Origin of the sequence: Mesorhizobium sp. M1142, assembly GCF_040318565.1 — a bacterium.
Lineage (GTDB): Bacteria > Pseudomonadota > Alphaproteobacteria > Rhizobiales > Rhizobiaceae > Mesorhizobium.
Genome location: NZ_JAMYMK010000011.1, coordinates 128204 through 153421, shown reverse-complemented (window position 1 = coordinate 153421; position 25218 = coordinate 128204). Strand labels below are relative to the sequence as shown.

Below are 25218 nucleotides of genomic sequence, written 5' to 3'. Positions count from 1 at the left end.
TTGCTACGGTGATCTTCGGTTCGGGATCATGCGCTGCGTGTCATGAATGCCGCGAAAGCATCCTTGTAGTCCGGATGCCAGCGCGACAGAGCAGGACGGTTCTCAATGATGTCGCCAATCGCCCAGGCCATGCGCTTTTCGTCCATGGACCGGGTCGCCTCGTTATCGGGACACAGGATGTAGAAATCGCCACGCAACAGCGAGGCCAGCATGAAGTCGATGACCTGCTCGCCGGTCCAGGCTCCGGCCGGCTTTTCGGCGGCGCCTTCGGTCAGGCCGGTAAAAGTGAACCCGGGGATAAGCAGATGCGCCGCGACACTGGCGCCCGGCTCGTTGCGCAGCGCGTGCGCCAGGCCTTCGGTATAGGTCTTCACGCCCGCCTTGGAAACGTTGTAGGCGAGGTTGCCGGGCGGCGTGGTAATGCCTTGCTTGGAGCCGGTGTTGACGATCAGGCCGGGCTTTCCCGCCGCCAGCATGCGCGGCGCGAACGCCTCGACGCCATGGACGACGCCCCAGAAATTGATGTCCAGCAGCCGTTTCCAAGCGTCGCGGCTTTCCCACGGCTTGCCGGGATTGTTGCCGACGCCGGCATTGTTCATCAGCAGCGAGACGTCGCCGAAAGTGCCGGACGTCCTTTCGGCGAGGCGGTCGAGCTCGTCGGCTTTCGAAACGTCGGTGGCAATGGCAATCACGGCGCTGTCGCCGGCGATGGCGGCGACGGCGCGCCGGGCCTCATCGAGGCGTGCGCCGCCGATATCGGCCAGCACGATCTTCATGCCCATCGCCGCCAGCCTTTTGGCGGCGGCAAGGCCGATGCCGCTGGCCGCGCCGGTAACGACGGCGACATTGCCTGAGGCAAGTGCGGGCAGGGCGGTCTGGATCTCGGCGTCGGTGGTCATGATTTTCTCCTGTTCTGGCCGCGGCGAACTTAGCGCGGAACGAGACTCGCGCAAGCCGGTGCCGGCATCTTCGGGTTGACCGCGTCGGCGGGCGCTGCGCATGCTGATATCGAAAAAGGAGACCTGACGATTGACCGACTGGATCGAGATCCTGAAAGAACAGACCGCAACCGGCGACCAGATGAGCCGCGAGGTGCCGCAGATGCTCGCCAATCCCGACATCAGCGAAGCGCAAGTGAAAACGCTGTTTTCGGCGCTCGAAAAACAGGCCGAATTTGTCGAAAAGCTGCGCATGGCGCTGGAAAAATTCGGCCATGATTTTTCAGTGATCAAGGCGGCCGAGCGGCTGGAGGAGCGCTACGCCGACCTTGCCGCTTCGGTAGCGGAAAAGCTGAAAGCAATGCGAGGCTAGAGGGGGCCTATTTCTCGATCAGCCGCTCGAAGCGCCTGTCCGGCACGAACCAGATCATCGCCACCAGGACATAGATCGAGACACCGATCCAGTGATTGACGAAGGTCAGCGCGATGGCGGAAAGATAGAGGACCAGCGAGATCTTTCCCTTGAGGTCATTGCCCAACGCCCTGGCGAAGAGAGTCTCGTTGCCGTGCAGTCGATGCAGGGCCAGGGTGAGGATGTTGAAGCCGATGGCGCAGAGCGCCAGGTCGACGCCATAGACGGCAACCGGCACCGGCGCGAAATGGTTCTCACCCATGAAGGCTGTCGTCGCCGGCATCAGCGATAGCCAGAACAGCAGGTTGAGGTTCGCCCACAGCACGCGGCCGTCGACCCGCTGCACGGTATGGAACATGTTGTGCAAATTATTCCAGTAGATGCCGACATTGATGAAGGACAGCACATAGCTGAGGAATATCGGCCAGACTGGTGCCAGCGCGGAAAAATCCTCGCCATGCGGCACCTTCAATTCCAGCACCATGATGGTGATGATGATGGCGACCACGCCATCGGTGAATGCCTCGACTCGTCCCTTGCCCATGAATCTCCCCTGACAATCCGCTGAAGTTAAAAGAGGATCTCGCTCAGCGCCATCGGCAAAGATGCCAAACTTGTCAGGAGCAAGCCGGGGAGGGGGAACGGCTGACGCGAAAAAGGCGTTAGGATGTCAGATCCCGAACAGCAAAAGGTCGAAAAAATGACAGCTCACGCTCAAGTCATGACGCGCGATCACGAACTCGGCGGCCGCGCTGCAGCGGCCGCCGTGGCCGCCATGATTGCGGCCCTTTTCGCCGGCAGCACGGCGCTGACGCCACTTTACATCATCTACAAGCAGGTCTTCGGCTTCTCGCAGATCACTTTGACGCTGGTCTACGCCGTCTATGTCATCGGCAATCTGGCAGCGCTTCTGATGTTAGGGCGTGTGTCCGATGTCATCGGGCGCCGTCCAATGGCATTGGCCGGGATGGCGGTGGCCGTCGTCAGCGCGGTGGTTTTCCTGTTCGCCGAAAATGTCGCCTGGCTCGACATCGCCCGAATTCTGAGCGGACTGGGAATCGGCGTCGGCGCGGGCACCGGCACCGCCTGGCTCGCCGAATTGCTCCCGACCGACGACAAGTCACAGGCGGCGACGATTGCCACCAGCACCAATTTTCTCGGCCTCGGCCTCGGTGCGCTGGGGGCCGGGTTGCTCGCCGAATACGCGCCCTGGCCGCTCAGGCTGACATTCGTCGTCTACCTGGCGATGCTCGCGACTGTAACCCTGCTGGTCTGGCGCACGCGGGAAACCGTTTCGCGGCCGGGGAAACTGGCTGACGTTTCGATGCGGCCGCGGCTTTCCGTGCCCGATGACATCCGCGCAAGTTTCGTTGCGCCGGCGGTGACCGGCTTTGGCGCAATGGCGCTGGTCGGCTTTTATGCAGCACTCGCACCGAGCATTTTGGCGCAGCAGCTGCAGGTAACCAACCATGCCGAAGCCGGCGCTCTGTTCTTTGAATTGGCAATCGTGACGGCCGCCACCATTGTAGTGACGGCACGTCTTTCGAGCCGAGCCGCGATGTTCGCGGCGCTTGCGCTGATGATCCCAACCGTCGCGCTGATTGTTGCGGCGCAGGTCTTCGCCTCGATGGCCATAATGATTGCCGGGACCGCCTTGTGCGGCGTGGCGGCAGCGCTCGGCTATCGCGGCGGCTTGCAAGTGGTGAACGAGATCGCGCCGGCGGCCCGGCGCGCCGAAGTCGTCTCGGCCTTCTTCATCTGCTGTTTTTGCGGCAACGCGCTGCCGGTCATCGGCATCGGCGTTCTGTCGACGGTGGCAGGTGCGACCGTGGCAAGCCTGGCCTTTGCCGGCATGATTGTCGTCTTTTCCCTGGTCGCTCTCGGGTTTGGCGCGAAATACGCGCGCTGAGCCGACCTTTCAGCCGTTCGGTGTCTCGGGCGAAAGATGCGCGCGCTGGCGCGGTACGCCGAGGCCGGTATCCGGCGGTTCGCCGGCAGCCGGCCGGCTTTCGATCATGTGCAGGCTGCGCCAGCGGCCGAAGCGATAATAGGCCGCGGCCAGCACGAGCGAGGTTATAGAGCCGGCCGGAAAGCTCCACCACAACGCTTCCTCACCGATCGCACTTCGAAAGAAATAGGCGAAGCTGGTGCGCACCAGAAGTACCGAGATCACCAGGATGATCAGCGGCGGCATCACCGCGCCCGTGGCACGCACAGTGGCGAAGAGCACGATGGTGATGCCGAACAGGATGAAGGACCAGGATGCGACCTTGTTGATGTGAGTGGCGATGTCGATCGCTGCACTGTCGCTGCTGAGGAAGAGGCTGAGCACCGCGCGATCGAATACGAACAGCAGCGCGACAAGCACGCCGGTAAGCACAAGGTTGAAGCCGACGCCGGACGCGGCGATGCGGCCGATCCGGTCCCAGCGCCCGGCGCCGACATTTTGCGCCGCCATGGACGAGACCGCGGCGCCGATGGCGAGCGCCGGCATCTGGATATAGGTCCAGAGCTGGGCGGCTATGCCGTAGGCAGCCGCGACCTGCGAGCCGTAGGCATTGACCATGCCCATCACAGTCAGCGCCGCGGACGAGACGACGATCATCTGCAGGCCCATCGGCACGCCCTTGAAGACGACAATGCGCAGCAGCGCCGGGTCCGGCCGCAGCAGAGCAAGATTGACGCCGGCCAGCCGCAGCGGGTGCTTGCGCGCATAAAGCACGATCAGGATGGCAAGCACGCTTACCGTCTGGCCGATCAGCGTCGAGGTGGCCGAGCCGGCGATGCCGAGTTCGGGGAACGGGCCGATGCCGAGAATAAGCAACGGGTTCAAAATGACGTCGAGCACGACGGCCAGCGCCATGAATAGGAAAGGCGTGCGCGAATCGCCGGCGCCGCGCAGCACCATCATGACGAAGGACAGCAGGTTCATCATCGGTACGGCGAGAAAAATGATACGCAGATAGGAACGCGCCAGCGGCAACGCATCGGCCGGCGTGCCGAGCGCATTGAGGATTGTATCGACCCAGATCCAGCCGCAGACCGCGAACACCACCGAGACAAGGAAGAAGAAGGTGGCACTGGTGCCGACGATGCGGCGGGCTTCGGGCAGATCGCGGGCGCCGACCGATTGCGCGACCAGGATGGTCGCCGCCATGCCGATGCCGAAGACGGTGCCGAGGATGAGAAACAGCACGAGGTTGGCATTGGACGTGGCGGTCAGCGCCGCTTCGCCGAGGAAACGACCGACCCAGACGGCATTGATTGAGCCGTTGAGCGACTGCAGAACATTGGAGCCGAGCACCGGCAGGGCGAACAGCAGCAATGTACGCGGGATAGGTCCACTGGTGAGGTCGCTGGTCCGCCGGCGTGCGGGCATCTTGTCGTCCATGGCAGGCAACTCGGCGAAGGCTATCTTGAGTCCGGTCCGCAATGATTGCCGATTTAACGAGACAGGTCGACGCAGCGTTGCGAATTCCGCCTGGCGTGCCTTGATCCAATCATGTTCTCAAAGCTTCCGGAATCGTATATTGATCCTGCACGCGTGGGGCCGCATCTTTCCTAGATCTCATGGGCAAGCCGGGGGTTCATGTCCGATATTCCGCTGTTTTTTGAGCGCCTGAACCGGCGTGCGTTTCTTGGTGCATCCGCTTTGGGCGCGGCCTCCGTGGCTCTTTCGGCGTGCACCACGACGGACGTAGCGGCGCCGCCAGTGACCGCGGCGCCAAGCGATCCGGCTTTCGGCGATGCCGCAAGTATGTATGCGGCGCGCGTCGACGAGGGCTATCAACTGCCGGCAATCCCGGTAGCCAAGGTCGATCCGAAATTCGTGCGCCAAATCGTGTCCGATCCGACCGGAGAAAAACCCGGCACGATCGTCGTCGATACCTCCGAGCACTTCCTCTATCTGGTGCGCGACGGCGGCAAGGCAATTCGCTATGGCGTCAGCCTCGGCAAGGCCGGTTTCGGACCGGCAGCGCCGTGGTTCAGGCGAGGAAGAAGTGGCCGGTCTGGACGCCGCCGCCGGAGATGATCCAGCGCCGGCCGGAACTTGCGAAATACAAGGACGGCATGCCGCCCGGCCCGCACAGCCCGCTGGGCGCACGCGCGCTATATCTCTTCCGCGACGGCAAGGACACGATGTACCGGCTGCACGGCACGCCGGAGTGGGATTCCATCGGGAAGAACGCTTCCTCCGGCTGTGTGCGCTTCATGAATCAGGACATTATCGACCTCTACAGCCGCGTCGACGGCGTCGCGCCGGTCTTCGTGCGCCCGAACCTGTCGGCCGCCGGGAAGATCGCCGCCGTGTCGGACAGGACGGCCGAGCCGATCGATGCGGGCGTGCCAAAGGACGCGGAGATGTTGAGGTAAGTGCCTTCGACGGATCATCAGTCTTAGGTTTTGCAAACCCACTAGAACACAATCCTTGTGCCGGCGAGCCGCAACTGAAGGGCCCGACCGTTCGATCGTGCCAGGCAGGCGGACGCGTTCGGCGCGTCCGCCTGCCTGGGGGTGTCGCTACTTCCCGGCGAGGCCTGGAAGCGTGACCTGATAGACCAGGAACATCGTGTCGACATCGGCGCCATCTTCGGCCTTGTAGGCCGCGCCGACCTGGAAGCCGTCCTGGGTGAGAAAGTCATTGTCGTTGGCGACGAACAGGAAATAGTCGTCGGGCCGTGTTGGATCGAGGACGCTCACCACCGACATCGCCTCCCACTTCTCCGAAAGGTTGTTGCGGTCATTGGGCGCGCCATTGTGCAGCCCGAAGTGGCCGAGCTCGGTCTTGTCGTTGATGTCGATGAACGGCGTCAGCTTGGCCGGCGTCACCGAGGGATCGAGCTCACCTTTGGGCGCAACCGGCTTGTCCTTGTCGAACTCGGTGCCGGCGATGTCGGTTGCCGCCGACACATCGACGACGCTGATCTCGCGATAGAGCGAGGTGTCGCCCTTCACCCCCTGGCCGTTGCCGCTGTCGCGCGCCAGCATCAGGAAGGTCTTGTCCGACAGAGCCACGATTTCGCTCTGCGCGGCAATCTTGGTCTTGCCCTTGGCATCGGTGAACACCGGCAGCGGCACAACATATTCATGCGCAAGCTTGAGTTGGGCCGGATCCGAGGCATCGTAGACCAGCGCGCGCGTGTTCTGGCGCGTCGAAGCGGAATCGCCGCCATCCTGTCTGGGGGCCGATTGCAGCACAGCGATCAGGAACTTCCCGTCCGGCGTCAGTGCCATGCCTTCGAGGCCCTGGTTGTTCTGACGGCCGGTTTCGGGATCCGTCGGATCTGGGTCTGCCGCGCCCGGTCCCGGATTGTTGGACGCGAAGTTCGGCGTTCCATGACGCATCGGGACAAGCGCCGCCGGCGACTGCGTTGCCGACATCAGACGCCCATCGGCGGAGAAGTGGTAGATGTTCGGACCATATTCGTCCGAGATGAACATGGTGCCGTCGGGCAGCCGCACGATCGCCTCGTTATCGAGCGCGAGCTTGCCGTTGGCTTCGGGCAGGATCGGCATGTCGTCGGTCGCGGCGCGCACGCCGTTGAGCGGATCGAGGCCGGTTGCGTCGGCGCCCTTGTCGTCGGTCAAAAGCATGGTGTCGGCAAGGGTTGCCTTGAGGCCCGACTGTTCCTGGCCGGCGGCTGGTGCCGCACCCGGTGCGATCTGGGCGAATTCGATGGCAATCGTGTTGATGCGCGGACGGTAATCGGTGGTGCCGACGACATTGTAGCCACGATCCGGCAGCAGCCACAGCGAGCCCTTATAGCCATCGGCGCCATGCGTCCAGCCGGCAGCGTCGATCGCCATGCCCGAGCCGGAGCCAAACGTCTCGCCGAACTTGTCCCTTTGGCTGGCCGGGATGCGACCGACACCGACCAGGCCCTTGTTGACGAAGCTGACGCCGCCGACGGTCGCTGCGTTTTCAGCCAAGGCCGGAGTCAAGGCGGTGAACATCGCCAGCGCGACCGCGAGGGACGCGTTTCGGTGCAGGTTTTTCATGGAAATCCTCTTTGTGACAAAACAGCCGAAGCGGGCGTCGCATCGACATGCCGCCAGCGCTTTCCGAAAAAGGTCTAGGACGCGAACATGATACTTGCGTGACAGAGGGCGCTTGTTCCTTCGTCCCTTGTGGGAGCAGGTGGATCGGCGCGCAGCGCCGAGACGGAAGAGGGGTGCTGGACGGAGTGCCTCGGTGCCGAGCTGGAGCACCCTCATCCGACCGAGCTGAGCCTGTCCTCTGGCTTGCCGAAGGCAAGACCCGTGGGCTCGGCCACCTTCTCCCCAAGGGGAGAAGGGAAGTGCCGCGATTCAATCGCTGTCGCGCGCGATCAGTTCCAGCGGCCAGACTTCACGGATGATGCGTGCGCCTTCGGCGCCGGCGTAAGCCGGAATCGATGCCAGCAGCATTTCGGCCAACCGCTCGCCCATCGGCTCCAGCGCCGGTCGGAAGCCGGTCAGCGCCGGCGAAAAATAGCGGCAAAGCGGCGTGTCGACGATGACGATCACCGCGACGTCGTGGCCGGGCCTGATGCCCGCCTCGGCCAAAGCCTTGCAGCCGCCAAGCGCCATCGCGTCGTTGTTGAAGATGATGGCCGTCGGCGGGTCCTTGGAGCGCATGACCTTCGGCGTCACGGCGTAGCCGCCGGCCTCGTTGATGAAGCCGTCGGCGATCAGTTCGGGGTCGAACTCGATGCCGTGCCGCCGCAACGCCTTGCGATAGCCGGCGAGGAACAGATAGCCGAAATTGAGGTCGAGCGACGGGCGGATGGCGGCGATGCGGCGGTGACCGCGCGCGACGAGACGATCGACCGCGTCAGCCCCGGCTTTTTCGAAATCGAGGTCGAGCGAGGGATAGGAATCGCCGCCGGTGCGGCTGCGGCCGAGCGTTGCGAACGGGAAACCGGCCTGGGTCAGATAGTCGATGCGCTCGTCCTCGCGCCGCGTCCAGGCCAGCACCACCGCATCGGCCCGCCGCGTCTCGACGACACGGCGCAGGCGCTCCTGCTGATAGTCGCCCGGCGCGCCCATCACTACGATCAGGTCGAGGCCGCTTTCGGCGAGCTTGGCCTGCAACCCGGTCAGGAACGGAATGAAGAACGGCTCGCCATATTCCTGGTCGCCCGGATGCGGCTGCAGCATGAAGGCGATCGAATGGGTAGCGCCGCGCCGCAGGCTGCGGCCGGACTGGTTCGGTGAATAGTTCAGCTTCTTGGCCGCATCGAGCACGCGCTGACGCGTGTCGGCATTGACGTCGGCGCGGCCGTTGAGCGCGCGCGACACCGTGCCGATGGAAATATTCAGGTGACGTGCAAGGTCGTGAATACTGGACGCCAAAGGACAGTTCTCCCCCCTTGCTTGGCTAGCACCGGCCGCTCTTCAGGCCAAGCCGGCATCACGTTTTTCGCTATCGGCCAATTGACATTCTACGCCATCGGGTGTGTTCTCGTAAACGTTTACGGAAGAACGTTTGCGGCCCTGCCGTGAACGCCGTGACGATCGGTCTGGAGGGGCCGAGAGGGAGGAGTGCTGGATGATCAATGTCGTCCTGGTCGGCTGCGGCGCGATGAGCAAAGCCTGGCTCGATGCGGCCAAGCAGATCGACGGGCTCGCCATTGTCGGCCTGGTCGATATCGACGCCGAAAGGGCGCGGGCAAGGGCGCGCGAATACGAGCTTTCCGGCGCCGTCATCGGAACCGAGCTCGACGCCGTGCTCGACCAGACCAGGCCCGACGCGGTATTCGACGTCGTGGTTCCCGCCGCCCGCCGCGAGGTCGCGCTTTCCGCCTTTGCCCACCATTGCCATCTCTTGACCGAAAAGCCGCTGGCCGACAGCCCGGACAATGCGCGTGCCATTGTCGAGGCGGCCCGCAGCGCCGGCCGCATCCATGCCGTCGTGCAGAACCGCCGCTATGTCGCCAATGTCAGGCGCATCCGGCGCTTTCTCGATTCCGGCGCCATTGGTGCGCCAACCAGCATCCACGCCGATTTCTTCGTTGCGCCGCATTTCGGCGGTTTTCGCGAAGAGATGCGCCATGTGCTGCTGCTCGATATGGCGATCCACACATTCGATGCGGCCCGCTACATGGTGGCCGGCGAACCGGCCGGCGTCTATTGCCACGAGTGGGAGCCGGCCAACTCCTGGTATCGGCAAGGGTCGTCGGCAACCGCAAGCTTCGACCTCGGCAGCGGCAAGCTGTTCACCTATGCCGGCAGCTGGTGCGCGGCCGGCTTCCGTACCAGCTGGGACAGCACATGGCGGATCGTCGCCGAGCGCGGCAGCATTGTCTGGGACGGCGCGGACGGACTGAAGGCGGAAGTCGTGCGGCCGGTCCGTGAAGGCCTGTTCGACCGCACCGAACCGATAGCCGTGCCGCCGCTCGACCCGGCAGATCGCGTCGGCGGCCATCTCGGCATCATCCAGGATTTCGTCCGCGCCGTCGAGACCGGCACCGAGCCGGAGACGCGCGGCGCCGACAACATCAAGAGCCTGGCCATGGTTTTCGCTGCGATCGAGAGCGCCGAAACCGGGCGCCGGGTCGCCATCGCTGCACAGGAAGGATCATGATGCCAAACCCGCTGCTCGACATCAGGATCGGCACAATGGTGCGGGCCAATCTGGACGACCTGGCCGCCTATGTCAGGCAGATTCTGCCGCTCGGCTTCGAGAGCATCCAGCCGTTTTTCTGGCAGACGCTGGGCGGCAAGGACATTCCGCGGCTGTCAGGCGAGATCCGCGAGGCGATCGGCGATGCCGATGTCGTCGTCTCGTCGATCGGCGTGTTCGGCAATCCGCTGGAGAGCGGCGAAGTCGATCGCGGCGTCCTCCAGGCCTGGGAAACGATCATCGACAACGCGCATCTGTTCGGCACCAACTTGGTCAGCGGCTTCACCGGCCGCATCCGCGGCAAGCCGCTGCCCGACAGCCTGCCGCGTTTCCGCGAGGTCTGGGGGAAGCTGGCAAAGCGGGCCGCCGACAAGGGCGTGCGCATCGCCTTCGAGAACTGCGCCATGGACGGCAACTGGGCCAGCGGCGACTGGAACATCGCCCACAATCCGGACGCCTGGGAGCTGATGTTCAACGAATTGCCGGACGACAATCTCGGCCTGGAGTGGGAGCCCTGCCACCAACTGGTCTATCTGATCGACCCGATCCCGCAGATCCGCAAATGGGCGCCGCGTATCTTCCACGTCCACGGCAAGGACGCGACGGTGCGCTGGGACGTGATCCGCGAACATGGCGTGTTCGGTCGCCTGCCGTTCGTGCAGATGCGCACCCCTGGCTTCGGCGATAGCGACTGGACGCGGGTGATCAGCGAGCTGCGGCTGGCCGGCTACAAGGGCGCCATCGACATCGAGGGCTGGCACGACCCGGTCTACCGCGGCGATCTCGAGATCACCGGCCAGGCGCAGGCACTGGATTATCTCCAACAATGCCGGGGAGGCGCGAGCTACCTGCCGAACCCGGTGTGAGGCTAATGCATGTCGCGCAAAAGTGCCCAGCGGTTTTGCGATAACGACATGCATAAAAACAGGACAAGCCGGCGGGAGGTGCCGGCCAGCGAAAGATTGCGGCGCAATGCCGAAGCGATCGTCAAAACCCCTCGGCTAGCGAGGGAACAAAGGGAGGATAAGTGCATGAGCATTACGATGAGAAGGACAGTTCTGCGCTCGACCGTCGCGGCGGCCGCGATGGCGCTCGCCGCCGCGCTCTCGACCCTGCCGGCGCAGGCGCTCGATGCCCAGTGGTGTAAGGATGTCCATATCCGTTTCTTCGTCGGCGGCGCCGAGGGCGATGCCTTCGGCACCATCGTCTATAATGGCGCCAAGCAGGCGGCGGCCGATCTCGGGCCGAAGGTCGACTACATCTTTTCCCAGTGGGATGTCGAGAAGATGGTGCAGCAATTGCGCGAGGCTGTCGCGGTCAAGCCCCAAGGCATCGCCATGATGGGCCACCCCGGCGACGCCGCGATCATGCCGCTGGCCGAACAGGCGCACAAGGACGGCATCAAGATGATGTACCAGAACGTGCCGGTGCCGACGGTCACGGCGGCGTTCGGCGGCGGCTATGTCGGTGCCCAGCAGGAGCAGCAGGGCCGCGCGCTTGGCGCCGAGGCGGTCAAGCTGGCCGGGCTCAAGGCCGGCGACAAGGCAATCATGATCGGCCCGTTCGAGAACGAGAGCCGCGGCGCGCGAGAACGCGGCACTGTCGCTGCCCTCAAGGAAGCGGGCGTCGAGGTCATACAGCTCTCCTCGCCACCGAGCGGCGAATGGGCTTCCGACCCAAATCTGGCCCTTCCGGTGATCACCGCGGCACTGCTCAACAATCCCGACGTCAAGGCGGTTGGCTATCCCGGCGGACAGATGCTGGGCAACGTCCCGACTTACATGCAGGCGGCGGGCAGGAAGCCGAGCGATATCTTCAACTTCGGCTTCGACACCAGCCCGCAGATCGTCGAGGGCTTCAAGGGCGGCTGGGTGCAGCTGACGGCCGACCAGCAGCCGTTCCTGCAAGGCTATCTGCCGATCCTCAGCCTCTGCCAGCAGGTTGTGCTGGGTCTCGCACCGATGAATGTCGACACCGGCGCCGGCTTCGTCACGCCGCAGAATTACGAGATCGTCGCCGAGCTCGCCAAGCAGGCGCTGCGCTGACCTCCCAAGCCGCCGGCCGGGATCAAGCCCGGCCGGCGGGACCGCCGGCGAAAAGGCCGGCACGCGACAATCAAGCGAGGATCGCCATGGCCGAACGCATCATCGAACTGCGCGACATCAGCAAGTCCTACGGCCAGGTCTATGCGCTGGGCGGGGTCAATCTCAGCGTCGATCGCGGCGAGGTGGTCGGCCTGATCGGCGACAACGGCGCCGGCAAGTCGACGCTGATCAAGATCCTGTCCGGCGTGGTCAAACCGACCAGCGGCGAGATTCTCGTCCGCGGCAAACCGGTGACCGGATGGAGCCCTGCGCGCTCGCGCGACGCCGGCATCGAGACGGTGTTCCAGGACCGGGCGCTCGCCGTGCAGCAGACAATCGTGCGCAACATCTTCATGGGCCGCGAACTCACCGGCTGGCTTGGCTGGCTGAAGGTCAACAAGGAGATCGCGGAGGCGAGCCGGCTGATGCGCGAGATCGGCTTCACCTCGAAAGTGTTCACGCCACAGTCGATCGTCGGCCAGCTCTCGGGCGGCGAACGCCAGGGCGTGGCGATCGCGCGGGCCATCTATAAGAAGGCGGAGCTGATAGTCCTCGACGAACCGACGACCGCGCTATCGCTGACCGAGACCGCCAAGGTCTTCCACTTCGTGCGCCAGGTGCGGGCGAGCGGGCGCTCGATCCTGTTCATCGGCCACAATATCCACCACGTCTTCGATATCGCCGATCGCTTCGTGGTGCTGGATCGCGGCAAGGTCGCGCTCACCGCCGACCGCAGCGAGGTCAAATCGGCCGACGACCTGATCAATTTCATGGAAGACGTCGCCCACCCCAGCGGATTGCCGGGGTTGCACGACGCGGGCGATGCGGGGAGGGCGGCACGATGAGCAAGACCATGGAACCCGATCTGCAGAGCCCCCTCGGCGGCACGCATGGCGAAACCGCCGGGAAAGAGTGGAGACACCCGTCCGACAACTGGCTGCGCGGGTTCATCCTCGACAACCGCGCCTCGCTCGGCACGCTTGCCGTGTTCATCGTCATGATGGCGGTGTTCATGATCGCCAACCCGATCGTGTTCACCACCTGGTATCTCTACAGTTCCGTGCTGACCACGCTGCCGGTGGCGCTGTTCGTAGTTGTGCCGCTGGTCTTCGTCGTCACCTGTGGTGAGATCGACCTGTCGTTTCCGGCGACAATGGGCTTTGCCTCCTGGGTGTTTGCGCTGGTCGTGCAGGCCGGCTACGACCCGTTCCTCGGCATCGCCGCCGCAATGGTCACCGGCATGCTGCTCGGCTTCCTGGTCGGCTCCCTGGTCGTCTATGGCGGGTTGTCGTCGCTGATCGCCACGCTCGGCATGAATTTCCTGCTGCGCGGCCTGATCCAGATCATCAACGAGGGCAGGTCGACGGCACTGACCGGCCTTGCCGACAGCTGGGCCTACAAGATCTTCTCCAGCCAGCTTTATGGCATTCCGGTGCAGATCTTCTGGGCCGTCGGCTTCGTCGTGCTGTCGGCGCTGCTCTACAACCGCCACCGCTTCGGCGCGCAGGTCAAGGTGGTCGGCGACAATCCAGACAGCGCCCAGCAGATGGGTATCGACGTCAAGCGCGTGCGCGTAAAAGTGTTCGTCTTCGTCGGCATCGGCGCTGCGATCGCCGGCACGTTTTCGGTGATGATCAACTTCACCTGGTGGCCGACGGCGGGGGACGGATACCTGCTGCCGGTGCTGGCATCGGTGTTCGTCGGCGGCACGCCGACCTGGGGTGGCATCGGCACGGTCGTCGGCGGCGCGATCGGCGCGGTCACGGTCTCTTTCATCCAGACCGGCGTCGTCGCGGCTGGACTGAGCGGCTTCTACGTCCAGTTCTTCAACGGGCTGATCATCATCCTGTCGCTGCTCGGCCATAAGTGGAACCAGGCGCGGTATCGGTGACCGGCGGCCTCACACTCCCGTGACAAATCCGTCCAGTACGCGTTTCTGGCCGGCTTTGTCGAAGTCGATGGTCAGCTTGTTGCCTTCGATGGCCGAGATGTTGCCGTTGCCGAATTTCTGGTGGAAGACGCGGTCGCCGACGCTGAAGGGGGACGGCGTGTCGGCGACGGATTTGGCGACCAGCTCGCCGTCGATGGTGCGGCCCTTGACCGAGGTGCGGCCGGCGCCGTAGCCGGAGTCGGTTTCGCCATAGCCGATGCGCTCGACTTGATGGCCGGAGCGCGTGCCCCAATTGCGGTCGGTGGCTTCGGTGCGGTTGGCTTGAGCGCGCTGCCAGCCCGGCGTCGCATAGGTGCTGGAGAAAGCGCCGGATTTTTCGGCGCCGTTATTGCCGCCGATGTTGTCGAAGCGCGATGCCCCATAAGGGTTCTGCCTGCCTGCACCTTGGCCGCCACGACCGGAGGCGAACGAGCCGCCACCATAGGCATTGCCGTAGCCGCCATAGGAGTTGCCGCTCTCGGAAACTTCGACATGGGCTTCCGGCAGCTCGTCAAGGAAGCGCGACGGGATGGTCGATTGCCAGAGGCCGTGGATGCGGCGGTTGGAGACGAACCAGATGTGCAGGTTCTTCTTGGCGCGGGTCAGGCCGACATAGGCGAGGCGGCGTTCCTCCTCCAGCCCTGAGCGGCCGCCCTCGTCGAGGGAACGTTGGTGCGGGAACAGGCCTTCTTCCCAGCCGGGCAGGAAGACGGTTTCGAATTCGAGGCCCTTGGCCGAATGCAGCGTCATGATGTTGACGGCGTCGAGCTCGGCGTTCTGCTCGGCGTCCATCACCAGCGCGACATGTTCGAGGAAAGAGCGCAGCGATTCATACTCCTCCATGGAGCGGATCAGTTCTTTTAAGTTCTCGAGCCGACCGGGCGCTTCAACCGAGCGGTCGTTCTTCCACATGTCGGTGTAGCCGCTCTCCTCCAGTATGGTCTCGGCGAGCTCGGTGTGCGGCGTGGTTTCCAGCGCCTTCTGCCAGCGCTCGAAATTGGCCGACACCTCGCGCAGTGCCGCGCGCGGCTTCGGCTTCAGCTCGTCGCTCTCGGCAAGTTTTGCCGCCGCCTCCAGCATCGGGATGCGCAGCGCGCGTGCGGTATCATGGATCTGGCGGATGGTGGCCTCGCCCAAGCCGCGCTTCGGCACGTTGACGATGCGCTCGAAAGCGAGGTCGTCGGCGCCTTGCGCGACGACCCGGAAGAAGGCCAGCGCATCGCGGATCTCGAGCCGCTCATAAAAGCGCGGGCCGCCGATGACGCGATAGTTGAGGCCGAGCGTGACGAAGCGGTCCTCGAATTCGCGCATCTGGAAGGAGGCGCGGACGAGAATCGCCATATCGTTCAAATTGTGCTTCTGGCGCTGGTAGGCCTCGATCGTCTCGCCGACGGCGCGGGCCTCCTCCTCGGAATCCCACGCGGCGTGGACATGCACCTTCTCGTCGTCCTCGGCGATCTTTTCGGTGAACAGCGTCTTGCCGAAACGGCCCTCATTGTGGGCGATGAGGTGGGAGGCGGTGCCCAGGATGTGCGCGGTCGAGCGGTAGTTGCGCTCCAGCCTGATGATGGTGGCGCCGGGAAAATCCTTGTCGAAGCGCAGGATGTTGTCGACCTCGGCGCCGCGCCAGCCATAGATCGACTGGTCGTCGTCGCCGACGCAGCAGATATTTACGGTGGACAGGCGCGGGCTTCCCTCCCCCTTGAGGGGAGGGTGGCCGGGCGAAGCCCGGTCGGGTGGGGTCCGTGCGGCAGTACTCGACCTACCGGCGGCAGTGCTCGACGCCCTAGCGGTGCCTTCTGCGGCAACCCCCTCCGCCCGCTTCGCGGGCACCTCCCCCTCAAGGGGGGAGGATTGCGGCCGCTGCGCCAGCAGCCGCAGCCACATGTATTGCGCGGTGTTGGTGTCCTGATACTCGTCAACGAGGATGTAGCGGAAGCGCTTGTGGTATTCCTTCAGCACGTCCGGATTGGCGCGGAAGATGCGGATCGGGTGGCACAATAGATCGCCGAAGTCGCAAGCGTTCAGCGTTTGCAGCCGCTCCTGATAGGCTTTGTAGAGCTCGCGGCCCTTGCCGTTGGCGAAGGCACGGGCATCGCCCTCGGGGATGTCGGCGGGACCGAGGCCCTTGTTCTTCCAGCCGTCGATCATCTGAGCGAACTGCTTGGCCGGCCAGCGCTTGTCGTCCAGCCCTTCGGCCTGGATCAGCTGCTTGATCAGGCGCACCACGTCGTCGGTGTCGAGAATGGTGAAGTCGGATTTGAGCCCGGCCAGCTCGGCGTGTCGGCGCAGCAGCTTCACTCCGATCGAGTGGAAAGTGCCGAGCCATGGCATGCCCTCGACATTGCCTTCGCCGATCAACAGGCCGATGCGCTGCTTCATCTCGCGCGCCGCCTTGTTGGTGAAGGTGACGGCGAGGATCTGCGAAGGGAAGGCTTTGCCGGTGGCAAGGATGTGGGCGATGCGGGTGGTGAGCACCCGCGTCTTGCCGGTGCCCGCGCCGGCAAGCACCAGCACCGGGCCTTCGGTGGTTTCCACCGCCAGCCGCTGCTCGGGGTTGAGGCCGTTGAGATAATCGGGCGCGTTGTTCTGGTTGCTGCGGGCAGCCATGGCGCGCGCGGCAATGCCCGACGGGGCCACGGGCCGCGCGTTCGGTTCGTCAAAAAAGGGCATGTCTTCCGAAAAGCCGGACATCTCTCCCCGAATGTAGTGATTCGGCAGCGAAAGGCCAGAAGCGTCTCCGTTTTGTTCTCTGTCCAGTCGGTAGACTCACAAATCTGAATGGGTCTGCTAACCAAAACGCCGGGCATGCGATGGGCCGGCGCCGCAAAACGCCGAGCTTGCTTGACAGGGGAGGCGGGCCGGAGAAAGTTGTGCTCGGGGCAGGAGCGCAATGCCGGGTTGCCCATGGACGCGTCGCGGAGCGCACCAGTCGAAGGAGCACCGTCTTGGCTGTGGTCATCACCTCCCTGATCCTTTTCCTCATCGGCCTGGCGCTTGGCGGCGGCGGTATCTGGCTCGTGACGCTGGGCGGCAGCTGGTATTACGTCATCGCCGGTCTAGCTTTCCTTGTCGCGGCCTGGCTGCTCTACAGGCGCAGATCCACCGCGCTGTGGCTCTACGCGGCGATCGTGCTCGGCACGCTCGCCTGGGCGGTCTGGGAGATCGGCTTCGACTGGTGGGAGCTCGGCCCGCGCGGCGGCATCATCGTGCTTGTCGCGCTATGGCTGTTGACGCCATGGGCGCGGCGCGGGCTTACCGGTCCCGACGGACGCGCGCCGCTTATCCTCGCCGTGCTGGCATCGCTCGGCGTCGCCGGCTATTCGATGACGACCGATCCGAAGGATATTGCCGGCCAACTCAACACCGACAAGGTGACGCCGACGGCCGATCTCGGCGGCAATGTGCCGCCCGGCGAATGGCACTATTACGGCCGTACGCCCTATGGCCAGCGCTATTCGCCGCTCGACCAGATCACCCCGGAAAACGTCGCCAATCTGCAGCCGGCCTGGACCTATCAAACCGGCGACGTGAAAGGGCCCGACGACATCGGCGAGACGACCTATCAGGTGACGCCGCTGAAGATTGCCGACACGCTCTACATCTGCACGCCGCATAATTTCGCCATCGCCATCGATGCCGCAAGCGGCAAGGAGAAATGGCGCTTCGATCCACAGATCAAGCTCAACAAGGACCGCCAGCACCAGACCTGCCGCGGCGTGTCCTATTATGCCGACGCCAAGATCGCCGCCGGCCAGCCCTGCGCCACACGCATCTACCTGCCGACGTCCGACGCTCGGCTGATCGCCCTCGATGCGGCGAATGGCCAGGTCTGCCCCACATTTGCCGAGGGTGGCACGCTGAACCTGCTAGCCAACATGCCATATCCGAAGCCGGGCTATTATTATTCGACCTCGGCGCCGCTGATCGTCGCCAACAAGATCATCGTCGGTGGCGCGGTCAACGACAATTATTCGACGCAGGAGCCGTCCGGTGTCATCCGTGCCTACGATGCCGACACAGGCGCGCTGTTGTGGAACTGGGATTCCGGCAATCCGGACCAGACGACGCCGCTGCCGCCGGGCCAGACCTACACCAACAACTCGCCCAACATGTGGTCGACGGCAAGCGCCGACGAAAAGCTCGGCCTGCTTTATGTGCCGCTCGGCAACAAGACGCCGGACCAGCTCGGCGCCGGGCGCAGCGCCAATGACGAGAAATTCTCCTCGTCGATCACCGCGCTCGATCTCAACAGCGGACAGTTGCGCTGGGTACGGCAGACCGTGCATCACGACCTCTGGGACATGGACGTGCCGGCGCAGCCGACGCTGGTCGATATCACCACGGAAAATGGCGTGGTGCCGGCGCTGGTCGGGCCGACCAAGCAGGGCGACCTCTATGTGCTCGACCGGCGCAGCGGCGAGCCGATCGTTCCGGTCAAGGAAGTGCCAGCACCCGGCGGCGCGATCGAGGGCGACCATACCTCGCCGACGCAGCCGTTCTCGGACCTGAGCTTCAGTCCGAAACCGCTGACCGGCGCCGACATGTGGGGCATTACCATGTTCGACCAGCTGGCCTGCCGGATCGAGCTTCGCAAGTTGCGCTATGAGGGCCGCTATACCCCGCCATCGCTGCAGGGCTCGCTGATCTACCCCGGAAATTTCGGCACCTTCAACTGGGGCGGTGTGGCAGTCGATCCGGTCCGGCAGGTGATGTTCGGCATGCCGACATACCTGGCGTTCATCTCCAAACTGGTGCCGCGCGCCGACGTGCCGCCGCCCGGTGACACCAAGGGCAGCGAACAAGGCCTGAACCGCAATGAGGGTGCGCCTTACGCAGTGATATTGAAGCCGTTCCTGTCGCCGCTCGGCATTCCCTGCCAGGCGCCGCCCTGGGGCTATGTGGCGGGTGCCGACCTTCGGACCGGCAAGATCGTCTACAAGCATCGCAACGGCACCGTCTACGACATGACGCCGCTGCCGCTGCCGTTCAAGGTCGGCGTGCCCGGCATTGGCGGGCCGATGATCACTGCCGGCGGCGTCGCCTTCCTTGGTGCGGCGGTCGACGACTATGTGCGCGCCTATGACCTGACGACCGGCAAACAGCTCTGGCAGGCGCGGCTGCCTGCCGGCGGGCAGTCGACACCCATGACCTACACGGTAGCCGACGGACGCCAGTTCGTCGTCATCGTTGCCGGCGGCCACGGCTCGGTCGGCACCAAGCCGGGCGATTATGTGATGGCCTATACGCTGCCGAAATAGAGAAGTTCCTTCAGAGCCCGAGATGCCCTTTCAGGTCGGGTACCGATGCAAGGACCTCATTGGTCAGCTGCGGGCCGGCTGCTGCCTCGGCCTGCTGGACCAGCATCGTGCCGGCCTGGCTGATCTGTGCGAGCGTAAGGCCTGATGCCTTGAGTATGGCGACGCCGTTGATCAGCGCGCCGGTCTTTTCGCCGAGAGCGCCGCCGAGCGCGCCCTCCAGCGAGGACAGGAGGCCACCACCGGAAGCCGCGCCGGGAGCCATGACATCATATTGCTTGGCCAGGGCGTCGGCTCCCGGGATTTTGGCAAAGAAGCTGGACAGGGTCGTGCCCTCCGCCTCGTGTTCAAGCACCGAGAAAATCGTGCCGGCGATCTTTTCCGTCAAAGCCTGGTTGAGACCGGATTTCTGGGAGACGGTGTTGATGATGTCCTGAACGTCCATGATCTTTCCTCAGGCCTTGGTGTTTGCGGGCGGGTGCCGGTTGACGCGGATCTTGATCAACGATCGTTTGAAGGCGGGGAAGGCAGTGAACCGCAGCGCCAGCAAAGCCATGGCGGCGAGGGCGAACCCACTTGCCAGAAGCGGGGAGAGAAAGGTCATGGGCGTATTCCTTCGTCGTCAATCACGCATTCTTTTCCCGCCAAATGGCCATTCTCGTTCGCCAGATGGCCCGAATGAGGCATAGCCCGGTAACTTCTTTTTACATCGTGGTGCATGCATTTAGCATTGCCACAAAGGACCAAAATTTAACGACAGTGCGGCGCCGGGCATCACGGTCGTCGTGCAGGGCTTTTGGCAGCCTCACTCAGCCGTGACTGGACCAGGCAAGCTTCGGCTCTATGTTGCCGCGGGGGCCCACGAGGAGCGCGCCATGACAACACCTGCCGGACCCACTGCCGCCAAGCCTGTCATTACCCAGGCGATGATCGATGCCTATGACGAATATACGCATCTGACGCTCGACCGGCGGCGCTTCATGGAGCAATTGACCAGGCTTGCCGGATCGGGTGCGGCAGCTGCCGCAATCGCGCCGCTGCTGGCGGCGAACTCGGCCCAGGCGGCAATCGTGGCGGAAGACGATCCGCGTGTGAAAGGCGAGGACATCAGCTATCCCGGCAGCGGCGGCGAGATGAAGGGCTATCTGGTCAGGCCGGCGGACCAGACCGGCAAGCTTGGTACCGTCATCGTCGTGCATGAGAACAGGGGTCTCAACCCGCATATTCGCGACGTGGCGCGGCGCGTTGCGCTAGAAGGGTTCGTGGCGCTTGCGCCGGACTTCATGACACCGCTCGGCGGCACGCCGGACGACGAAAACAGGGCACGTGACCTGTTTTCCCAGCTCGATCCAGCACAGGTCGCCGCCAATGCCGTGGCAACGGTCGCCTACCTCAAAGGCTACAAGGACGGCAACGGCAAGGTCGGCGCCATCGGCTTCTGCTGGGGCGGCGGCACGGTGAACATGCTGGCCGTCAACGCGCCGGACCTCGCCGCCGCCGTCGCCTATTACGGCATGCAGCCAAAGGCCGAGGACGTGCCGAAGATCAAGGCCGCGCTCATGCTGCATTATGCCGGCCTCGACACCCGCACCAATGCCGGCATCGATGCCTTCAAGAAGGCACTCGACGCGGCTCATGTCGAATACTCGGTCTATGTCTATGAAGGCGCCAACCATGCCTTCAACAACGATACGTCGGCGGCCCGCTACGACAAGAAGGCGGCTGACCTCGCCTGGGGCCGGACGATCGCTTTCCTCAAGGAGAAGCTGGCCTGATCAGGTGGGCGCCAGCGCCGGTTTGTGAAGGGCGACGCCGGCCACCACCAGCGCGATGCCGATGCAGTCGGTGAGGCTCGGCACCTGCCGCAGCACAATGACGCCGATCAACGTCGCGGTGACCGGCAGCAAAGACAGCATCAGCGCGAAGCTGGAGCGCGGCAGCCGCGACATGGCAAGCTGGTCGCATATATAGGGGATGACCGACGAGCAGATGCCGACGCCGACCGCCGCAAGCAGCAGCGGCGGCGCCGAGAAAGCCGGCAGAGCATCGGCGAAACCGATCGGCAGAACGACGAGAAGGGCGACCGCCATGGCGGCACCCAGCCCGGCGATGCCATCGCCGGCGCCGCCGCGCGCGACGCGGTGGCCGAGCACGATGTAGCCAACGAACAGCGTGCCGTTGAGGAAGGCCCAGAACAGGCCGACGGGATCGCTCGACCATTTGACGTCTATCAGCAACAGGGTGCCGGCGACAGCGATCGCGAGGGCGGCGAGATTGCGCGGGCTTCTGAGGCCAACAAGCGCAACGCCGATGGTGCCGACGAATTCGATCGCCGCCACCAGCGAGATCGGCAGCCGGTCGAGCGCCAGGTAAAACGAGCAATTCATCACCCCAAGGCAGAGGCCGAAGGCCACAAGCAACAACCGCGTCGAGCGATCGGCGCGGGCGAAGACCGCCCATGGCCGGGTCAACGGGGCAAAGACGAGTGCCGCGGTGGCGATGCGCAGCCAAGCCATGCCGAGCACGCCGACATGCGGGAACAGCAGCACCGCGAAGGCCGGTCCGAGATAGTGGAACACGGCGCTGACGCCGAACCAGAGATGCGGCGGGACCGCATTTGCCAAGGTAAAGGCGAGGCCGGCGAGTGCCGGACTTGCTGCGGGGGCTTGCGTCCGATCTTGCATGGGATCAGTATCGCAGGCGATTTTTGCCATTGATATGGATGATGGCCGATCATTGCGGCTATTTGCTTTCCGAAAGCAAGGAGTTGTCCGCTGAAACGCCTTCGAAATGAAAATACCGATCTGGACCCGGCGGATCTGAAAATCCTGCGCCTGCTGGAAAAGGACGCGCGCACCAGCACCGCCGAACTGGCGCGATCGGTCGGCCTGTCGGCGCCGAGCGTGGCCGAGCGTATCAAGCGGCTGCAGGAAAGCGGTGTGATCGACGCCTACACGGTGCGTATCAATCCGGCCGCGCTCGGCATGAACCTGTCGGCATGGCTGCGCATCAGGCCGGTGCCGGGGCAACTCGCCGTCGTGGCCGAAATCATCCGCGACCTGCCGGAAATCGCCCAATGCGACCGGGTCACCGGTGAGGACTGCTTCATCGCGCTGGCGCATGTCGCCTCGGTGGCCGAGCTCGAGCGAGTGATCGACCGGATCATTCCCCATGCGATGACCAACACGGCGATCATCCAGTCGTCGCCGGTGGTGCCGCGCTCGCCGCTGGGGGCGGTGAAGCGCCAGCCTTGATGCTTGGGGTCGTTCGTCAGCACGTCGTCCGCTTAACTCGAAACGTCGCGCCGCCCCTTCATCGCCCTGCCGGGCACTTCGCGGACGCTGTCATCAATGGTTTCGTCAATTGCCAGCGTTTGCTGAAAGAGCGCCGAGGCTGCGGCCAGCCCCTTCTCCCCGTCACTATACGCGGAGAAGATGGCGGCAGCCGGATAAGGGGCAGCGCAAACGTTCCAGAAATGCAAACCGGACGGCCGGTCTGTTTCTTCCCGCACCGTTCAGGCGTGGCCGCGTTTGATCCGCGCCTGCTTCAGGATGGCGCGCCAGCGGATCATGGCGAAGGGAATCGGCTCGTTGTTGTTGGCGATGTGGAAGATCTCGTTGTTGAGGTTCTTCAGCGAGCGCCAGAAATCATAGTCGGTGATGCGTGGATCAGCCGCCAGCCTGTCCGCCTCGACCTTGATGTCGGTTTTCATGCACGTTCCCCGAACCGCTGCTGCTCCGCCGCCCGTATCGCAATTCGATGCGGATGGTTTTCCAACGCCGCGCTGAGTCGTTCAACGTCTCAATTCGGCTTGTTCACGTTAAAACCTCGGTAAGGTTAACGGCGGTTGGCCCGTGGTTCAAGCGCTCTCTTGGTTCAAGCCGGCTTACGACGAATACCGATCGAGCGGCCGGCGCGCTCCGGCATCGGCAGGGCGGCATGGGCGGCGCGCATCGCTTCCACCCTGGCCAGGACGTCAGCGGGGAAGGGCGCGACCCTCGGGCCAGCCATGTCGACATGCAGCGACAGCGTTTCGGAGGTGGCGGCGAGCCAGCCGTCGAGATGGCGGATTTCCTGGTAGGCCCTCAGCCGCTTCTCGTCATGGTCCAGCAACTGGAACGAGACTGTGACCTTGTGGTCGAGATGCAATTCCTGGACGTAGCAGACATGGACTTCCGCGGTGTAGATGGTCAGCCGCCGTTCCCTTACATAGTCCGGCCCCATCCCCATCATCTCGAAGGCTTCGTCGGAGCACCGGTCGAACAGCACGTTGTAATAGGCCATGTTGAGATGGCCGTTGTAGTCGATCCAAGCCTCCTCGATGTCCATGGCGCGAGAGACGAAAGGGGCGGGGATGGGCATCGGAAACTTCCTTCTCGTCATGCCGGGATGAGCGTGGACTGGACAGAGCGTGGTTGGTGAGACTACGCATCCCTAGATGCAGAACAAGGGTGGACGCTGGTCCATTCGCGGAGGAATCGATGGCTCTAAGCGACCTCAATCCGGTCGAGCGCAACGAAGAAGGCATCGCTGCTGTGCTCGGCATCCTCAAGCAGCGGCTCGGCGAGCGATTCCAGACCGGCCAGGCGATCCGCGCCCAGCACGCGCACACCACGACCTATATTCCGACGCAGGCGCCGGACGGCGTCGCCTTTGCCGAGACCACGCAGGAGGTGCAGGAGATCGTGCGCGCGTGTGCGGCACATCGCGTGCCGGTGATCGCCTTCGGCATCGGCTCTTCGCTGGAAGGCCACACCAACGCGCCGGGCGGCGGCATCTCGCTCGATACGTCACGCATGAGCCGCATCATTGCAGTCAATCCGCAGGACCTCGATTGCACCGTCGAGCCCGGCGTGACGCGCGAGGACCTCAATCGGCATCTGCGCGACACCGGCCTGTTCTTTCCGATCGACCCGGGTGCCAACGCTTCGCTCGGCGGCATGGCGGCGACGCGGGCGTCGGGCACCAACGCCGTGCGCTACGGCACGATGCGCGAAAACGTGCTGTCGCTGACCGCGGTGATGGCCGACGGTGAGGCAGTGACGACCGGCAAGCGCGCCAAGAAAAGCTCGGCCGGCTACGATCTGACACGGCTGCTGATCGGCTCGGAAGGCACGCTCGGCATCATCACCCAGCTGACGTTGAAGCTGCAGGGCATTCCGCAGGCGATTTCGGGCGGCGTCTGCCCGTTCCCCAGTGTCGAGGCGGCGTGCAATGCGGTGATCGCGACCATCCAGATGGGCATTCCGGTGGCGCGCATCGAATTGGTCAACGCGCTGCAGATGCGGGCGATGAAGACCTATTCGAAGCTTGATTATCCCGAGAGCCCGTGCCTGTTCGTCGAGTTCCACGGCAGCGATGCCGGCGTCGCCGAGCAGGCCGAAACCTTCGGCATGATCGCCGAGGAAAATGGCGGCGGTCCGTTCCTATGGACCAGCGTCGCCGAAGAGCGGACGAAATTGTGGAAGGCCAGGCACGATGCCTACTGGTCGTCGCTGACGCTGCGGCCGGGTGCCAAGGGCCTCTCGACCGATGTCTGCGTGCCGATCTCACGCTTTGCCGAATGTGTCACCGAGACCGAGGCGGATATCACCGAGATGGGCCTGATCGCGCCGATCGTCGGCCATGCCGGCGACGGCAATTTCCATGTGCTGGTGCTGATGGACGTGGACGATCCGAAGGAGATCGCGCTGGCGGAAAAATTCGTGGCGCGGCTCAACATGCGCGCCATCGCCATGGACGGCACCTGCACCGGCGAGCATGGCATAGGGCAAGGCAAGATCGGCTTCCTGCGGCACGAGCTCGGCCATGGCGTCGACATCATGCGCACGATCAAGCAGGCGCTCGACCCGCTGAACATCATGAACCCGGGCAAGATATTGCCTGGAAAGGACTGATCCTCAGGCCGCTGCCGTGCCCCCATTTGCCTCTTTATCGACACGCTGATGCGGGTAGAGTGCCACTGACTTTCAACCAAAACTATCCAGGAGC

22 protein-coding genes and 1 pseudogene are annotated in these 25218 nt (G+C 64.0%); 12 read left to right on the top strand and 11 right to left on the bottom strand.

Annotated features, from left to right (window positions below):
• Positions 1-26: 26 nt before the first annotated feature.
• Positions 27-899: an SDR family NAD(P)-dependent oxidoreductase gene (locus NKH42_RS19515; RefSeq protein WP_352687592.1), complete on the bottom strand. Its 873-nt coding sequence runs from the start codon at positions 897-899 to the stop codon at positions 27-29.
• A 130-nt stretch (positions 900-1029) separates the two neighbouring features.
• On the opposite strand from NKH42_RS19515, the gene NKH42_RS19510 reads away from it, so the two are divergent.
• Positions 1030-1311 carry a hypothetical protein gene (locus NKH42_RS19510; protein WP_029351415.1) on the top strand — a complete coding sequence of 94 codons (282 nt, stop codon included), beginning with the start codon at positions 1030-1032 and terminating at the stop codon, positions 1309-1311.
• 7 nt (positions 1312-1318) lie between these two features.
• On the opposite strand, the gene NKH42_RS19505 is transcribed toward NKH42_RS19510, so the two are convergent.
• Positions 1319-1894 carry a TMEM175 family protein gene (locus NKH42_RS19505; protein WP_352505617.1) on the bottom strand — a complete coding sequence of 192 codons (576 nt, stop codon included), beginning with the start codon at positions 1892-1894 and terminating at the stop codon, positions 1319-1321.
• 156 nt (positions 1895-2050) lie between these two features.
• Here NKH42_RS19505 and NKH42_RS19500 point away from each other — a divergent pair, with 156 nt between their 5' ends.
• Positions 2051-3259: an MFS transporter gene (locus tag NKH42_RS19500; protein WP_352687594.1), complete on the top strand. Its 1209-nt coding sequence runs from the start codon at positions 2051-2053 to the stop codon at positions 3257-3259.
• A 9-nt stretch (positions 3260-3268) separates the two neighbouring features.
• Here the strand turns inward: NKH42_RS19500 and NKH42_RS19495 are convergent, their stop codons facing one another.
• On the bottom strand, positions 3269-4741 hold the full coding sequence (locus tag NKH42_RS19495) for an MATE family efflux transporter (RefSeq protein ID WP_352505619.1): 1473 nt from the start codon (positions 4739-4741) through the stop codon (positions 3269-3271).
• Between the two features lie 198 nt (positions 4742-4939).
• Here NKH42_RS19495 and NKH42_RS19490 point away from each other — a divergent pair.
• Positions 4940-5724: pseudogene (locus NKH42_RS19490) on the top strand (L,D-transpeptidase).
• 147 nt (positions 5725-5871) lie between these two features.
• On the opposite strand, the gene NKH42_RS19485 reads toward NKH42_RS19490, so the two are convergent.
• Positions 5872-7350: an esterase-like activity of phytase family protein gene (locus tag NKH42_RS19485; RefSeq protein ID WP_352505620.1), complete on the bottom strand. Its 1479-nt coding sequence runs from the start codon at positions 7348-7350 to the stop codon at positions 5872-5874.
• Positions 7351-7659: 309 nt separating this feature from the next.
• A complete protein-coding gene (locus NKH42_RS19480; protein WP_352687598.1) occupies positions 7660-8685 on the bottom strand; it encodes a LacI family DNA-binding transcriptional regulator in 1026 nt (341 codons plus the stop codon).
• 196 nt (positions 8686-8881) lie between these two features.
• Here NKH42_RS19480 and NKH42_RS19475 point away from each other — a divergent pair, with 196 nt between their 5' ends.
• The 5 genes from NKH42_RS19475 (at position 8882) to NKH42_RS19455 (ending at position 13930) form a co-directional block, all read left to right on the top strand.
• The gene (locus NKH42_RS19475; protein ID WP_352687600.1) at positions 8882-9916 is read left to right on the top strand and encodes a Gfo/Idh/MocA family protein; all 1035 of its coding nucleotides are present in this window, start codon (positions 8882-8884) and stop codon (positions 9914-9916) included.
• Positions 9916-10821, top strand: coding sequence for a sugar phosphate isomerase/epimerase family protein (locus tag NKH42_RS19470; protein ID WP_502896055.1), 906 nt, complete (start codon positions 9916-9918; stop codon positions 10819-10821). The genes NKH42_RS19475 and NKH42_RS19470 overlap by 1 nt, the downstream gene beginning before the upstream one ends.
• A 165-nt stretch (positions 10822-10986) precedes the next feature.
• Complete coding sequence (locus NKH42_RS19465) at positions 10987-12000, top strand: substrate-binding domain-containing protein (protein WP_352687603.1); 1014 nt, start codon at positions 10987-10989, stop codon at positions 11998-12000.
• An 86-nt stretch (positions 12001-12086) separates the two neighbouring features.
• Entirely contained in the window at positions 12087-12884 is a 798-nt protein-coding gene (locus NKH42_RS19460) for an ATP-binding cassette domain-containing protein (RefSeq protein WP_352687605.1), read from the top strand.
• Positions 12881-13930, top strand: a complete 1050-nt coding sequence (locus NKH42_RS19455; protein WP_352687607.1) for an ABC transporter permease — start codon at positions 12881-12883, stop codon at positions 13928-13930. Before NKH42_RS19460 ends, NKH42_RS19455 begins: the two co-directional genes overlap by 4 nt.
• A gap of 9 nt (positions 13931-13939) precedes the next feature.
• Here the strand turns inward: NKH42_RS19455 and NKH42_RS19450 are convergent, their stop codons facing one another.
• A complete protein-coding gene (locus NKH42_RS19450) occupies positions 13940-16663 on the bottom strand; it encodes an ATP-dependent helicase (RefSeq protein WP_352687609.1) in 2724 nt (907 codons plus the stop codon).
• Between the two features lie 254 nt (positions 16664-16917).
• Here NKH42_RS19450 and NKH42_RS19445 point away from each other — a divergent pair, with 254 nt between their 5' ends.
• On the top strand, positions 16918-19230 hold the full coding sequence (locus tag NKH42_RS19445) for a glucose/quinate/shikimate family membrane-bound PQQ-dependent dehydrogenase (protein ID WP_352752499.1): 2313 nt from the start codon (positions 16918-16920) through the stop codon (positions 19228-19230).
• Between the two features lie 10 nt (positions 19231-19240).
• Here the strand turns inward: NKH42_RS19445 and NKH42_RS19440 are convergent, their stop codons facing one another.
• Both NKH42_RS19440 and NKH42_RS19435 read right to left on the bottom strand, forming a co-directional pair.
• Complete coding sequence (locus NKH42_RS19440; protein ID WP_254818955.1) at positions 19241-19672, bottom strand: hypothetical protein; 432 nt, start codon at positions 19670-19672, stop codon at positions 19241-19243.
• Between the two features lie 9 nt (positions 19673-19681).
• On the bottom strand, positions 19682-19831 hold the full coding sequence (locus NKH42_RS19435) for a hypothetical protein (protein ID WP_352687615.1): 150 nt from the start codon (positions 19829-19831) through the stop codon (positions 19682-19684).
• Positions 19832-20102: 271 nt separating this feature from the next.
• Between NKH42_RS19435 and NKH42_RS19430 the strand changes: the two genes are divergently transcribed.
• Complete coding sequence (locus tag NKH42_RS19430; RefSeq protein WP_352752501.1) at positions 20103-21002, top strand: dienelactone hydrolase family protein; 900 nt, start codon at positions 20103-20105, stop codon at positions 21000-21002.
• Here NKH42_RS19430 and NKH42_RS19425 read toward each other — a convergent pair whose 3' ends face one another.
• On the bottom strand, positions 21003-21911 hold the full coding sequence (locus NKH42_RS19425; RefSeq protein WP_352752503.1) for an EamA family transporter: 909 nt from the start codon (positions 21909-21911) through the stop codon (positions 21003-21005).
• 90 nt (positions 21912-22001) lie between these two features.
• Here NKH42_RS19425 and NKH42_RS19420 point away from each other — a divergent pair, with 90 nt between their 5' ends.
• Positions 22002-22481, top strand: a complete 480-nt coding sequence (locus NKH42_RS19420) for an Lrp/AsnC family transcriptional regulator (RefSeq protein WP_352752526.1) — start codon at positions 22002-22004, stop codon at positions 22479-22481.
• A 260-nt stretch (positions 22482-22741) separates the two neighbouring features.
• Here NKH42_RS19420 and NKH42_RS19415 read toward each other — a convergent pair whose 3' ends face one another.
• A complete protein-coding gene (locus tag NKH42_RS19415; protein ID WP_352466944.1) occupies positions 22742-22939 on the bottom strand; it encodes a hypothetical protein in 198 nt (65 codons plus the stop codon).
• Between the two features lie 164 nt (positions 22940-23103).
• Entirely contained in the window at positions 23104-23589 is a 486-nt protein-coding gene (locus NKH42_RS19410; RefSeq protein ID WP_352644658.1) for a thioesterase family protein, read from the bottom strand.
• A gap of 119 nt (positions 23590-23708) precedes the next feature.
• On the opposite strand from NKH42_RS19410, the gene NKH42_RS19405 reads away from it, so the two are divergent.
• Positions 23709-25124 (top strand): FAD-binding oxidoreductase, encoded by a 1416-nt coding sequence (locus tag NKH42_RS19405; protein ID WP_352752505.1) that lies wholly within the window; start codon positions 23709-23711, stop codon positions 25122-25124.
• Positions 25125-25218 lie beyond the last annotated feature (94 nt).